Source organism: Gimesia maris (assembly GCF_008298035.1).
GTDB classification, from domain to species: Bacteria; Planctomycetota; Planctomycetia; order Planctomycetales; family Planctomycetaceae; genus Gimesia; species Gimesia maris.
Genome location: NZ_CP042910.1, coordinates 4,539,515 through 4,553,192, shown reverse-complemented (window position 1 = coordinate 4,553,192; position 13,678 = coordinate 4,539,515). Strand labels below are relative to the sequence as shown.

The 13,678-nt window shown below is 51.2% G+C and carries 9 protein-coding genes; 5 read left to right on the top strand and 4 right to left on the bottom strand.

The features are described from left to right. Window positions 1-62 precede the first annotated feature (62 nt). The 3 genes from GmarT_RS16630 (at window position 63) to GmarT_RS16620 (ending at window position 3,773) form a co-directional block, all read left to right on the top strand. Window positions 63-1,361 (top strand): ABC transporter substrate-binding protein, encoded by a 1,299-nt coding sequence (locus GmarT_RS16630; RefSeq protein ID WP_002645281.1) that lies wholly within the window; start codon window positions 63-65, stop codon window positions 1,359-1,361. Window positions 1,362-1,424: 63 nt separating this feature from the next. Next, entirely contained in the window at window positions 1,425-3,287 is a 1,863-nt protein-coding gene (locus GmarT_RS16625; RefSeq protein ID WP_081459426.1) for an ATP-binding protein, read from the top strand. Window positions 3,288-3,335: 48 nt separating this feature from the next. Continuing rightward, entirely contained in the window at window positions 3,336-3,773 is a 438-nt protein-coding gene (locus tag GmarT_RS16620) for a response regulator (RefSeq protein ID WP_002645283.1), read from the top strand. 250 nt (window positions 3,774-4,023) lie between these two features. Here GmarT_RS16620 and GmarT_RS16615 read toward each other — a convergent pair whose 3' ends face one another. Further along, on the bottom strand, window positions 4,024-5,496 hold the full coding sequence (locus GmarT_RS16615; protein WP_002645284.1) for an aldehyde dehydrogenase family protein: 1,473 nt from the start codon (window positions 5,494-5,496) through the stop codon (window positions 4,024-4,026). Window positions 5,497-5,980: 484 nt separating this feature from the next. Here GmarT_RS16615 and GmarT_RS16610 point away from each other — a divergent pair, with 484 nt between their 5' ends. Continuing rightward, complete coding sequence (locus GmarT_RS16610; protein ID WP_002645285.1) at window positions 5,981-6,739, top strand: hypothetical protein; 759 nt, start codon at window positions 5,981-5,983, stop codon at window positions 6,737-6,739. A 125-nt stretch (window positions 6,740-6,864) separates the two neighbouring features. On the opposite strand, the gene GmarT_RS16605 is transcribed toward GmarT_RS16610, so the two are convergent. The 3 genes from GmarT_RS16605 to GmarT_RS16595 all read right to left on the bottom strand — a co-directional run bounded on the left by GmarT_RS16605 (window position 6,865) and on the right by GmarT_RS16595 (window position 11,753). Beyond that, window positions 6,865-8,289: a sialidase family protein gene (locus GmarT_RS16605; protein ID WP_002645286.1), complete on the bottom strand. Its 1,425-nt coding sequence runs from the start codon at window positions 8,287-8,289 to the stop codon at window positions 6,865-6,867. A gap of 59 nt (window positions 8,290-8,348) precedes the next feature. Beyond that, window positions 8,349-9,737: a DUF1552 domain-containing protein gene (locus GmarT_RS16600; RefSeq protein ID WP_002645287.1), complete on the bottom strand. Its 1,389-nt coding sequence runs from the start codon at window positions 9,735-9,737 to the stop codon at window positions 8,349-8,351. Between the two features lie 93 nt (window positions 9,738-9,830). Then, window positions 9,831-11,753, bottom strand: a complete 1,923-nt coding sequence (locus tag GmarT_RS16595; RefSeq protein WP_149302988.1) for a DUF1592 domain-containing protein — start codon at window positions 11,751-11,753, stop codon at window positions 9,831-9,833. A gap of 579 nt (window positions 11,754-12,332) precedes the next feature. On the opposite strand from GmarT_RS16595, the gene GmarT_RS16590 reads away from it, so the two are divergent. Continuing rightward, a complete protein-coding gene (locus GmarT_RS16590; RefSeq protein ID WP_002647439.1) occupies window positions 12,333-13,670 on the top strand; it encodes a Gfo/Idh/MocA family protein in 1,338 nt (445 codons plus the stop codon). The last annotated feature ends 8 nt before the right edge of the window (window positions 13,671-13,678 follow it).

Here is a 13,678-nt window from a genome sequence, read left to right as displayed (position 1 = left end):
AGATCCAGCGCACAGCGTTTTATTTAGACCTCTATAAAAATTATCCCTCATGAGAGTTAAAAATGAGCACTGCCGATTCGACTGACAATATAAAACAGACCAGGACAACGCGACGGACTTTTCTTAAAAAGACTCTGGCTTTGTCGAGTGGGGTGGGGGCATTTACGAATGCTCCTTATGTGTTTGCGCGTCATCGTACGAAGTTACGGGTTCTGGGTACGCATGTGACGCTGCAGGAGGAACTGCGTAAAAAAGCGCAACAGGATCTGGGGATCGATATTGAATTTCAGCCCGGTGGCAGTGCGGCCGTTCTGCATCAGGCTTCTACTCGTCCGGCATCGTTTGACCTGTACGAGCAGTGGTCGAATAGTCTGAAAGTCTTATGGCAGGCCAATGCAATACAGGCGATTGACATCGAGCGACTCAAATACTGGGATGAAATCAACAATCTCACCAAAACCGGTCGCATCACGACAGGAGCCAAACTCGGTGCGGGTGATGCACCTTCAAAACTGTTGTATGTTCAAAAAGATCGGTCACTGAGTTCTGTTCCCAGTCAACAGGTCAGCTTTCTGCCTTACGTCCACAATGTGGATTCCTTTGGCTACAATGCTGGTGTGATTCCGCGTGGCATACCCTATAAAACAGAAAGCTGGAGTTGGCTGCTGGACGAACGCTATGCAGGCAAGGTGGCACTGGTCAATGCTCCATCAATTGGATTATTTGACGCCGTACTCGCGGTCCAGGCGAAAGGGTTAATGAAATTTAAAGATATAGGAAATCTTTCCAGAAACGAAATCGATGAGCTGTTTGCGATATTAATCGAACTCAGACATCAAGGTCACTTCCGTGGTGTCTGGAGTTCCGGGCCCCAGTCGGTGCGACTGATGCAGCGTAAGGAAGTCGTAATTGAAAGCATGTTTTCGCCTGCGGTATTCGATCTCAAAGGACAAGGAATCGATTGTGTCTATGCTGCCCCTAAAGAAGGCTATCGTGCCTGGCATGGTGTGATGTGCCTTTCTTCTCAAACACAGGGCGCAGTGAAGGATGCGGCTTATGATTATATGAACTGGTGGCTGTCAGGCTGGCCTGGTGCCTTTATCGCGAAACAGGGGTATTACATTTCCAACCCGGAGCGTTCACGTTCGCTGCTTACAGATAATGAATGGAACTACTGGTATGAAGGAAAACCTGCCCTCACTAATCTTGCCGGAACTGATGGTCGAGTCGTAGTGAAACAAGGTGAAATCCGTAACGGAGGCTCCTATCTTGAACGTTTCAGTAACGTGGCTGTCTGGAATACAGTGATGGATACTTATGAATATTCTCTTCTGAAATGGAACGAATTTCTCTCAACTTGAAGGATTGTGGAATTGCGTATTAAGCCTGGCGCAGGCTGAATGATGCCCGAAGTAGACTGAATCATGATAGACAAGATTAAACCAAAACGAATGACGAGCCTGCAGTGGAAAATCTACATCGGTTTTGGCGGGATGATTCTGCTTCTGATTTCGAATGGTATTTTAGGTATTTACGGTCTTGGCAATGCGATGCAGAGCTTTGATCAATACCGCGATGTGGAAAAAACCTATAACGAATCTCTGTCCATTGATCGCAATGTGCAAGAACTGAAACGCCGTGTGAATCAGTATATTAATACCGGCCATTCTTCGAACCGCGATGCCGTGCAGGTGACCTTTGAAAAACTGCAGAAGCAGGTCAGCGGTCTCCTGTCTGACGTGAATGACAAAGAGATCAGTGAGTCATTGATCATTATGAACTCACATCTGGAGGCATATTTCAAGAATTTCACACTGGCAACGGAAGAACGCCAGTTGCGGACGTCCCTGGTTCAGACATCTCTTCCAGAACAGGGGCAAAGAGTACAGGTGAATCTGGAAAATCTGGAAGCACAGGTACATGGCAGTCCCAAAGAGCTGAGTCGGCATTATCTGGCTGCGTTATCCGCTCAGCGTTTTTTCGCGCTCGCCGAAAAAAATGCATTACGATATTTTGCCGAACCCAGTACTCCTTTTGTCGATAAGACTTTGAGCTCGCTTCAGGACGCCCGCTCGATTATTGAATCCATTCAAGCCGAGGCGCTCAATTCTGAAAAAGTACTCGTAAATGACCTGCTGTCACAATTGGATGAGTACGAAAAAATATGCCTGAGAGCATTTCAGGCAACGCGAAGTTATCTCTATCTGGTAAATGTCGTGATGTCTGGTGAAGCCTCGGAATTTGCATATTATTCGATGCAGATTAAAAATATCGCCGAGAGCAAGCGAACAGAGATCAATCAGGCCACCATCGTGCATACGCAGGATATTAAAAATATCACAACGATCGCGATTATTGGAGCCTTGCTCATCGGATTATATTATGCCTGGCGACTGGCGTATTCTGTTGTGCAGCCGATTACAGCAATGACAGAAACATTCAGAAGACTGGGAGCCGGTGAAACACTTATTACGATTCCGGCTACAGATCGTAATGACGAAATCGGGGAGATGGCAACTGCTGCAGATATTTTTAATAAGCAGAACTTTGTGACCAAAAACCTTTTGCAGCAATCGCAGACATTAAGCCAGGAACTGATACAAAAAACCCGGGAGCTTGAAATGATCAACTCCGAACTCGACAACTTTGCATATATTGCTTCCCACGACCTTAAGTCTCCTCTCCGAGGCATCGATCAGCTGGCTAAATGGATTCAGGAAGACTCTGCCGAAGAACTTTCTGAAGAATCGTGTGTCAATCTGAATAAGCTGCAGGGGCGAATCAGAACCATGGAGACACTACTGAACGACTTACTGGAGTACTCCCGCATTGGTCGAATCACAGGAGAATGTGAACGAACTGATACGGGAGCCATGCTTAAAGAAATCAGTGAACTGATTGATAATCCAGAGAAAATTCAAATAACCATTGCCCCTGATATGCCAGTTCTGAATACCTTTCGCACACCACTGCGGCATGTATTTCTCAATTTGATCACTAATGCCGTCAAGCACCATGATCATCCCGAAACGGGGAAAATTAATATTGATTATCGGGAACTTCCCGATTTTTATGAGTTCAGCGTCAAAGATAACGGGCCTGGGATTGATCCCAAGCATCACGATAGAATATTTCAAATGTATCAGCGCGTAGGTAATACTACTGCCGAGGGGAGTGGAATGGGCCTGGCCATCATAAAAAAACAGATCGAAACTTTGGGTGGTACAATTTCTGTTGAATCGGCGGAGAAGCAGAATACGATATTTCACTTCACATGGTCCAAATAATAACCTATGATATTAAGAGGAGTTTTTAAGTACATAAGGATTAAAAAAATGCTGCAAAACCGGTTTTCAATTCTTTTAGTTGAAGATGATGACGTCGATCGTGAAGTGGTCAATCGGGCCATTAAGCGTCAGGAGTTGGATTGTAGCTTGTATACCGCCTGTGATGGGGCGGAAGCCTTATCCATACTGCGAGGGGAATCATCAGAGAAGCTGAATGAAGATTTTGTCGTTCTGCTTGACCTCAACATGCCCGGGATGAATGGCCTGCAGTTTCTGGATGAACTTCGGGAAGACCCTGAACTTAGCCATACCATCGTATTTGTACTTTCCACTTCAGAGCATCCACTCGATATTGCCAAAGCCTACAAAAAAAATGTGGCAGGATATTTCAGCAAAACGCAGGTCGACTTACTGGTCAAAATGCTCAGTGATTATGCCCAGGCTTCTCTGTTTCCAAATCCTCGGGTGATACAGAGCATCCATTAGTAAAGGCTGTTACTGTTCCTTGCTTCAGTGCATGCCATGTGTCCGGTCTAAATACTCGCTCACAGTGATCGACTAGAACGCATCACATTTAACCATGGCGTCTCTCGATCTATTATAGCTGCTCCAAATGGCTTTGGAGACGCTACAGTGAAATGGGACACAGTCCAGGCAGCCTCCCATACCAATAAAAAAAGGCAGGACACAAATAATCTGCGTCCTGCCCCCTGTTGCATTATCTGAAAAGCCAAGCTTACTCAGGCCAGGGAGATTTCTCCGTCGCCAGGGAATAAATCACGGACTTGGAATTACAGAATTCGTGGGCCGCTTCGATGAAGCCCAGTTCCGCTCCGAATCCACTCTTTTTGTAACCATAGATCGGCACGTTCGGTCTGAGATAACCGCCACCATTGATCGAGATCCGTCCTGCCTGCAGCTCGCGGGCGACTCGCAGCGCCCGTGTGCCGTCAGTGGACCAGATATTGGCCATCAAACCAAAGTCGGAATCATTGGCAATGCGAATCGCTTCTTCTTCCGTTTTAAATGTCATCACGCTTAAGACCGGCCCGAACACTTCTTCCTTCGCGACAGCCATGTCGGGTGAGACCTGGTCGAAAATGGTCGGCGGATAGAAGCAGTCCAGCGGATCATCGGAGATATCACCCGAGAGGACTAACCGGGCCCCTTCCTGTTTTGCCTGTTCAACGCGACTCCGCACGAAGCCGCAGTGCGTTGGCGTGGCCAGACAGCCCAGGTGCATTTCGGGATCGGTCGGATCTCCCTGTTTCAAACTCTGAGCCTTGGCGATAATCCGCTCGAGCAGTTCATCATGCTGGCTCTCATGCACCAGCAGTCTTGAGCCGGCCACACAAATCTGACCCAGGTGACAGAAGATGCCCGTGATCACACCGTTGACAACATGATCCAGCGGGGCATCGGGAAAGACGACGCTCGGCGTTTTGCCGCCCAGTTCCAGCAGCACGCCTTTCATGCCATCCTTGGCCGCTTCCATCAACTGCGCACCGGTTTCATACCGTCCCGTGAACGCAATTTTATTGATGCCCGGATGTTTCACAAGAGCCGTCCCCGCTTCCGCGCCCGTGCCGTGAATCACGTTAATCACGCCAGGAGGAAAGCCCACTTCTTCAGCCATCTTCGCCAGCATCAATGCGGACAGCGGCGAGACTTCAGAAGGCTTCAGCACCACCGTATTGCCGCAGGCAAGAATCGGCGCCAGTTTAATGGCGGCGTTAGTCATGGGATAATTCCAGGGAACGATGGCTGCGATCACACCCATCGGCTCGCGAAACTGCATCGTCACATTGTCCGGCAGGCCGCCATAGGAATGCCCGGCGATTTTGTCCGGCAGTCCCGCATAACTTTCGATTACGTCCGCCCCACAGGGAATGTCAAAGCCCAGCGTGTCGCGAATCGGCTTGCCGATATTGAGCGTATCGGTCATCGCGAGATCTTCCGCAGATTCACGAATGCGTTCTGCCAGCTTGTAAAGCAATCGACCCCGCTGCAGAGGATCCAGACGCGGCCATTCTCCCTTGTCAAACGCACGACGAGCCGCAGTGACCGCCAGATCGACATCACTGGCATTCGCCAGGGCAATCTCCGCCAGCGGTTCCCGGGTCGCCGGGTTCGTGATCGTCCAGTTCGTTTCCGAGCGACCGTCGACCCATTTTCCATCAATATACATTTTCTCTGGCCAGGCTGGCATATTCTTATTTCCTTACTGAAGTGATTAAATCATGGCGTTGTCTGATCGATTTGTGGCTTGACGGTGACCAGAGCAGGAGCGGTATTATCTTAACAAAGCTAACCAATCCGGGGCAACAGTTCGAGAGAGTTTGAGACCAGAAACAGGAACGACCTCCATGCATTAGAAATTTGTCTAACGCAGTTTTAAACGATTCCAGACAAAATGTAGCAGCAAATGGAAACGATAAGCAGGCACCGCTGGCCTCTTTTACTCTGCCCTGAAACAGCGAGGCAGATACCAGCCCTGTTTTCGTGCCCTTTCGTGTTTTTCGTGGTAGAAAAAAACGGATCTGGATTCCAGCTCCTGTTCTGTTAGACTCAAGAGAGGATATGATCCCGTCTCGTTTATAAAAATGGCACTGAATGTGAATCCCCGGGTGAGAGTTTTCTCGGGGAATAGTGCCAGGTTTGTTCTTCGTTACTTTTACAAACCTGGAGATTCCATGTATCGACTATCTGCCCTGCTGATGTTTCTGCTTCCTGCTTTAGTTCAGGCGGCTCCGCATAAAATTATTCATGTCGTCAATCCGCATCATGTTTCCCGGGCTGAATATCTGGCTGATCTGCGGGCGAATTCCAGCTTGACTGACGACCAGATAGATGACCGCTACAGGGAGTTTCTTCACGATCGGGAAAGAAGCCAACGGGGGCTGATTCTGAAGTTGCGGGTTCTGATCAAAAAATACCGCCTGAAGGGCATCTATTTACAAGGGCTTTCTGAGAAGAATCACCAGGCAACGCTGGATTACCTGGAAAGTCTGAAGCAATACGAGAAGACCAATACGATCAATGAATCTGAATTTGAAAAACGGAAAAAAGATCAAAACCGACTCGATTTGTCAGAGTTGGGAGCCGCAGGTCAATTAGTCATCACTGGTGAATTACAGACCATTCTGCCAGCGGAGGATGCAAAGGCTTTCGAAGCGGTTAATTCGGTGAAATCAGATGGAAGCATTAAATTTGTTGAGAAGGAAGAGCACGAGCGCGAGAACGCAATCGTCAGAAACTTAATGAAAGCCGATGGTGTGGCTGTGATCGTGTTGAGCCGTGATCACAACCTGGCAGATAATCTGAAGGAGCTGGGGTTCAGCTGCAGGTATGTGATAACGGGGAGCGATCCACCTGTAGAAAGTAATATAGATACTTTCAAAAATTCAATCTTCAAACGTAGCGATAAACTTACAGGAAACCGACTTAAATAACATCGGCAATAAACAATAAGTTACCTGTAGATTAACAGAGTGAGATCTGAAATGTCACTTGCAGTGTCCTACCTGCTTCAATGTTATTTGGTGGTAGAAAAAAACGGAGGAATCTCCCCTCTGTTTCAGTCCGCCTGCCGCTCCACCATGATCTTGCGACACAGAATCGTTTTCCGTTTCACGCCACTCTCATCCGGATAATAAAAATCACTGTAGAAGAGCAGGGCACTGTTCTCATCCAGAGGCACGATCTCCGGGTTATTGCAGGAGCCGTCCCAGTCGTGAAAGGTGGGGTCAGCTACAGGCTTGTTCGCCAGTCCGCTTCGATCACCGGGCGTCATCACCACCAGCGGTTCAGTCCACTCTGTGCCGCTGTCGTTGAGCGCAGCCCGTACGAATGTCCCCGGACGGGCATAACAGAGCAGTGTCACCCCATTCTCGAGTCGACACAAACGCGGCAGGATACCGACGTCGTCGAACTTCACCGGCTTCGACCAGGTCCGCCCCAAGTCGGTCGAACGCGTCATATACATCGGATCCCACTCTTTGCCGGTTGAAGAATACCAGGTCGATCGCAGGAACCAGACAATCGAACCGTCCGGCATGAATTCAAAGTCACTGTCGCTGAAACCGCCACTCTTATAAGGAAACTCGTGGCCGTTCGCTTCATATTCCAGATGTGAACGTCGCTGGAATGTTTTCCCGTTGTCTTCGGAACGGAAGATTTCCGCCGAGTAGTAAGGGCTGTACTGTCCGTTCTCCGGATTGAGATGCCCCTCCCCCGAAAACACACTTACCCAGATCGCACCGTCGGGCCCCAGCTTCGGATTACCCCGCGGAAAGATCGACTTCAGCACCTTCTTCCCATTTCGACTGACGTGAACCACCCGCGTCAGGTAAGGCCAGTCCACATCGGCCTGCTCCTGCACTGGTTTTGTCTGACCTGCAGGAATGCGATACAGCGTCCATTCCTTTTTAGACATACTCGGCGGCAGGCGATCGGCGTTAAATGCATTGATGGTTGTGCCTCCCATCCAGAAGGTCATGCCATCGGGAATCGGCAGCGTTCCTTCCTCCGCCTGCTTCGAGAAATCATAAGCGGGCGTGTATTTGTTCCAGGGAATCTGCTTGTACTCGCTTACGTCGACACCCGATTCCGGCGGAAGGTAGACCCGGTCACCACTGGGGAGCAGCAAGCCGCACTCCTGCGCGATCGAATCATCGACCTCTTTCCAGGTCACACCCTGATCGCGACTTTCGAACCAGAGGGCCGTCGCACCATAGTTGCTGATATCATCGTTTTTCACATGCACGGAAACAACGAACCGGTCTTTCAGCCGATAAGGACGCGGAAACTGGTACGGCCCCCAGAGCTGCTCCTCCGGCCGAATCCCCCGCACGATCACATGCGGTTCCCCCATTGTCAGCTTGATCCGCGGCGCAGGTCTTTCTTCGGTGTTCGACTTGCTGCTGTCTTGCGCAACTGCGTTAGTCGTGCAGATGATCACCAATAATAAGGAACTGAAGAGGGAGCGTATGGTAATTCTCATGAAATCTGCTGTTGAACTCAAAATAGAAATAAAACGGCTTCAGTTTACGATTAACTGTTTCAGGATTGGGCGGGGATCTCTGCGATCTGTTTCGTGGCGATGCCGACGGGGCGGTCCAGGGGAATCCCGGCGCAGGTCAGCAGGGTTGTTAATAAGTCGCCCTGGTTGCCTTTGACATCGGGCAGGAAACGTCCCGTGTTGATCGCACCGCCGCCTCGTCCTGCCAGAATGAAGGGCAGATTGGCCCGGCTGTGCCTGTCACCGTCTTCCAGGCCCGAGCCCCACATCATAATGCAGTTGTCCAGCAATGTGCCGTCGCCTTCCTTCAGGCTGTGCATCTTGTTGACCATGTAGGCAAACTGGTCGATATTGAATTTCGTGATCGCGGCGACTTTATCCACCTTCTTCTTCTCGCCGTTATGGTGCGTCTGGGAATGGTGCTGATCGTTGAAACCGAGTTCAGGATACGAGACGCCGTTCGGGGTGGAACCAATGTAGGTGCAGACGCGAGTCGTGTCGGTCTGGAACGCGAGCACGTTGAGGTCGCACATCACCTGCATGTACTCACTCCGTTTGTCTCCCTCGGGAATCTTGATCTCGATGGGAGGCGAGTCGGTTTTGTGACTGCGATTCGGTCGGACTCCCGCTTTCTCCAGTGCCGCTTCTTTCTGGCGTATTTCAATGGCGGCGATCCTTCGTTCCACCGAGCGGACACTGTCCAGGTATTGATCCAGCTTGCGCTGGTCAGTCTTTGACAGTGTGCGACGCAGATCGCGGGCACCGCCGATCACCAGGTCCAGCATGCTCCGATCTAAACTGCTCATCCCGTTCGCTGACAGTCCGTCCCCTTTTTCCTTCTTGTTGAACAGACGATTCAGCACGTTGCGGGGATTGGTCTCGGCGGGAACCGCCTGGGTCGGCGAACGGAAGCTGCAGTGGGAATAGTAGGCCTCGTTCAGCCCCGCCTGGTTTTCCTTCCACGTTTGCGGCATTGTGGCCAGTTCCAGCGAAGGCAGCGCAGTAAACGCGCCCAGCGAATTCGCGGCAATCTGGTCGGCGGAGATGGAGATACTGATTTCGTCCCGCTTATCCGGATCGGGTAACGCTGCGGTGAGCCACGTCGAGAGCTCGAGCGCGTGCGGCGCGCCGCGAAAGGGACCGTTGGAAACGCCGGCGATCCCCTTCATCAGCAGACATTGATCGAGCACCGGGCGCAGTGATTCAAGGGCAGGGGGAGGCGAGGTCAGAAACGTTTTGGGATCTTTGGGCCAGAATTGATCCATGATCACGCCATGCGGCATATACATGAACCCCATTCGGACCGGCGGTTGGAACGTTTTTTTCTCGCTGTCTTCAGCCCAGCCCATAACATCCAGCAGAGGCAGTGCCAGTGTGGCTCCCAGGCCTTTCAGACAGGTGCGACGATTGATTCTTTTATAATTACTCATGGGAAGGCTTTCAGGTGGGTAGCAGAGGAAAACAGGTATGTGATACGACGGCCTGCCATTCCGTCTTACCGGTCATTGGGTGTGGTTCGCGGGTCACTCAATACGACGATGCATGAAAGGATAACTGGTGACGACCTCGGTGATGAGCGTCTGGATGCGGTAGTCGTCTTTGGCGATTTTCTGCATCAGTCCATCGATCACAATTTCGTCGTACCCTTCCAGGCGTCGGCATAATGCATAGGCTAACAGTCGTTCGACCAGATTGCGAGAAAACTTTGCGTTATGCTGAGCGATAATCGCTTTCAGTTCTTTGGGATTGGAAAAATTCCTCCCGCCGGGGAGTTCGCCCGAGGCATCGATGGCCTGGCCGTTCTCGTCCAGGTCGCGCCAGCGTCCGATGGCGTCGAAGTTCTCCAGACCGAATCCGATCGGGTCGAGCAAGCGATGGCAGTTGGCACAGACCGCCTCGGAGCGGTGCAGTTCGGTGCGTTCGCGCAACGTCAGACTGGCGATCTGTTTTTGGTCCTGCTTCTCCAGTGAAGGCACATCGGGCGGAGCGGCAGGGACATGATCCCCGAGCACCTGTTCCAGCACCCAGACACCACGATTGACAGGGCTGGTGCGGTTAGGGAACGAAGTCGCCGCCAGCACGCCGGGCATTCCCAGGATTCCGCCGCGATTTCCGTTGGTCAGTTTGACCTTACGCATCTCGGGGCCGGTGACAGTATTTTCCAGACCATAAATCGACGCCAGATTTCCATTGAGGAAGGTGTAATCGCTGTCGATAAACTCCGAAACGCTGCGGTTCTCCCGCACGATGCTTTCGAAAAAGAGCCGGGCTTCATCATACATCGCGCTGCGCAGGGCGGCGGTCATCTGCGGGAATTTCTTCGGGTCAAAGGTTCGCGTGTGCAGATTTCCCAGCTTGAGCCACTGTGCGCCAAAGCCGTCAAACAGGGCCCGCGAACGCGGGTCCATCAACATCCGCGTGACCTGATCTTTCAACACCGGCAGCTCGTGGAGTTTTCCCTGGTCTGCCAGCGTCAGCAATTCAGCGTCGGGCATGGTAGCCCATAACAGATAAGACAGACGCGAGGCAAGCTGATAATCATCAAGGGGTACAATCCCCTTTTCAGTCTCCACTTCTCTCGCCGGCGTGATAAACAGAAACTGCGGGGAAACCAGAATTGCCTTGAGCATTAGACGACAGGATGCCTGGTAGCTGAGGTCGTTCTGTCTTCCCAGTTCAAAAACTTTGAGCAGGACATCCACTTCGGCAGCAGAGGGGGGACGACGGTAGGCGCTGCGCGCCAATGACTTTGCAAGCTTGCGGGCATTTGACTTAGCGTCGGTCTCGGACGTTGGCGGTTCGCCAAAGAGTTCTAACTGAATGGCGGTCGGCGGTTTCCCTTCCGGAGCGACCACCTGATTCAGGACTTTTTCGGAGATGGCCAGATACTGTTCGAGTTGCAGCGGGGAGAGCGAATTGAGATATCCTTCGCCGCTGACTTCGTCAGGCAGACTGGCGACGATGTCAGGATCGACGCCCAGCAGATCGTGCAGCGTGTTGCCATATTCCGTTTTGGTGAGCCGCCGAATGACAAATGGACCAGGATCTTTCGGACTGAGATATTTTATCTGCTGCATCCATTTTGCAAACATCTGACGTTCTTTGTCGGACGGCTGATCCAGTCCTTCCGGCGGCATGTCATGTGCTTTCACGCGGGCCGCCGACTTTTTCCATTTCTCACTGAAGGCCGCATGCCCGGGACTTCGTAGAGCCGGGTCAAAGCTAAGACCGGCTTCCGTCGGCCGACGGTTCTGATGGCAGTCGATGCAATATTTTTTAATGAACGGCTTGATCTGCTTGCTGAAAAACTGCTCCGCTTCCGCTTTCCGCGCCGCCAGCGCTTTGTTCTCTTTCGATGCAGCAAGCCCAGCCTGCGGACAGACCCACAACCCCCACACCAATCCGGCAATCACACCGCGAACAAAACGCGCCTCTAACACTGACATTGCTAAACTCCTCCGACACAATAATCGTACCCACTCATTATAGTTTCTGCATATGTCAGTGTAAACAACTGCCAGAAAACGTAGCGTCTGCACGTGAGTGTAAGTTAATAATAACGTAAAGAACAGTTCGCTATCTGTTGGTTTCAGTTCTGATCGCACAGACCGTCGTTCTAATTCATGCGAGGAAATTAAATAACACTTCTCAGGTTTCAGGAGCATTTGCCTGACGAGGTCTACTTTGAAATTGTTGATGAGATATCGAGCAACTTCAGGATGTGACAAACAGCAGGGCTTTGAGAGGCAGGGAACACGAAGTTAAGATAAGGAGCAAACAGACCTGGAACAGTTCCAGAATTCAGTTAAATAGAGAAGCTCAGGTTTACCGATTATGAAAAACATGGGAGACGATAACATATCCGGTTGCAGAACAAATTACGAATTTGCACACACTTCGACCCGCTGTCTCAATTGACGTATCGCGGGCCGTTTATGTTATAATTACAATTCTACCCAAAAGCATAAACCGGCTCTGCCACAAAAATACGTCCCACTTTAAGACTCAACAGGAAACCCACCATCATGACCTCCACCTCAGATACCACCCGCCGTGACTTTTTGAAAACATCCGTCGCAGCTGCAGCCGCAACCACTTTCGCCGCACCGGCATTTGTCCGCGGACAGAATTTGAACTCGCAATTGCAGTTTGCGGGGATCGGCACCGACGGCAAAGGGTATTCCGACATCAAACTCATTGCCAGCCACGATAAAGTGAAATGCGTCGCCTTTTGCGATGTTGATTTGTCGCGGACCAAAAAAGTCAAGCCGTTAGCACCTGAGGCTCCTGTCTTCCAGGACTACAAAATCATGCTGGATGAACTGGGGGATAAAATCGACGCTGTTTCGGTTTCCACACCCGATCATACTCACGCCATCATCAGCATGGACGCGATGCAACGCGGGAAGCATGTTTACTGCCAGAAACCGCTGACACGCACGGTTTGGGAAGCACGCCAGATGCGTCTGCAGGCAAAAAAATCAGGTGTCATCACACGCATGGGGAACCAGATCCACTCGCACTCCGCTTATCGCACCGCAGCGAAAGCGATACAGGATGGTGTCATCGGAAAAGTGAAGGCCGTGCATTCCTATGTCGGTACCACCGGACATGGACGCAGCGGTCTGCTCAACAAGCCTGCGAATAACGAAGCGGTACCGAAAACACTCGACTGGAATCTCTGGATCAGCGTGGCCCCCATGCGTCCGTACGGCGGAAACCGGGTATACCATCCCTTTACATGGAGAGACTGGCAGGACTTTGGCTCTGGAGCCATCGGCGATTTCGGCTGCCACTTACTTGATCCAGTATATACAGCCCTCAAAATCACGGGCGACCCGATTAGCGTGCACTCGGAACATACCGGCATGAATGATGAAGTCTGGCCCGCCCAGGAAACCATCAAATACGTTATTCCCGGCACGCAGTATACTGCCGGTAGCAGTCTGCCGATTACCTGGTACGATGGTGGACGGCGTCCGAGTGACAGTATCGCCAAACTGTTACCCGGCCAATCTCTGCCGAGCGGTGGCTCCATTTTCGTTGGTGAAAAAGGCAACCTGATTCTGCCTCATTACCGCCAGCCGTTTGTGAACATCGAAGGTGTTAACATAGAACCGGTAGAAAGTCTCGACCATTATCATGGCTGGGTCGATGGTTGCCTGTCTGGAAAACAGCCCAGCGACGGGTTTGAATACGGAGGCCATCTGACCGAAGCTGTGCAGTTGGGAAATGTGGCCGCGTTCTTCCCGGGCGAAACCCTCGAATTCGATGGCAAGGCGCTCAAGATCACCAACAACTCGGAGGCCAACAAATACCTGACACGAGACTACCGCGCCGGCTTCGAAATCGCTTCGATCTAGCCTTCTGA

Coding starts and splice junctions, on each gene's coding strand:
- GmarT_RS16630 (WP_002645281.1), top strand. CDS start 63: ATGAGCACTGCCGATTCGACTGACAATATAAAACAGACCAGGACAACG.
- GmarT_RS16625 (WP_081459426.1), top strand. CDS start 1,425: ATGATAGACAAGATTAAACCAAAACGAATGACGAGCCTGCAGTGGAAA.
- GmarT_RS16600 (WP_002645287.1), bottom strand. CDS start 9,737: ATGAGTAATTATAAAAGAATCAATCGTCGCACCTGTCTGAAAGGCCTG.
- GmarT_RS16620 (WP_002645283.1), top strand. CDS start 3,336: ATGCTGCAAAACCGGTTTTCAATTCTTTTAGTTGAAGATGATGACGTC.
- GmarT_RS16605 (WP_002645286.1), bottom strand. CDS start 8,289: ATGAGAATTACCATACGCTCCCTCTTCAGTTCCTTATTATTGGTGATC.
- GmarT_RS16610 (WP_002645285.1), top strand. CDS start 5,981: ATGTATCGACTATCTGCCCTGCTGATGTTTCTGCTTCCTGCTTTAGTT.
- GmarT_RS16590 (WP_002647439.1), top strand. CDS start 12,333: ATGACCTCCACCTCAGATACCACCCGCCGTGACTTTTTGAAAACATCC.
- GmarT_RS16615 (WP_002645284.1), bottom strand. CDS start 5,496: ATGCCAGCCTGGCCAGAGAAAATGTATATTGATGGAAAATGGGTCGAC.
- GmarT_RS16595 (WP_149302988.1), bottom strand. CDS start 11,753: ATGTCAGTGTTAGAGGCGCGTTTTGTTCGCGGTGTGATTGCCGGATTG.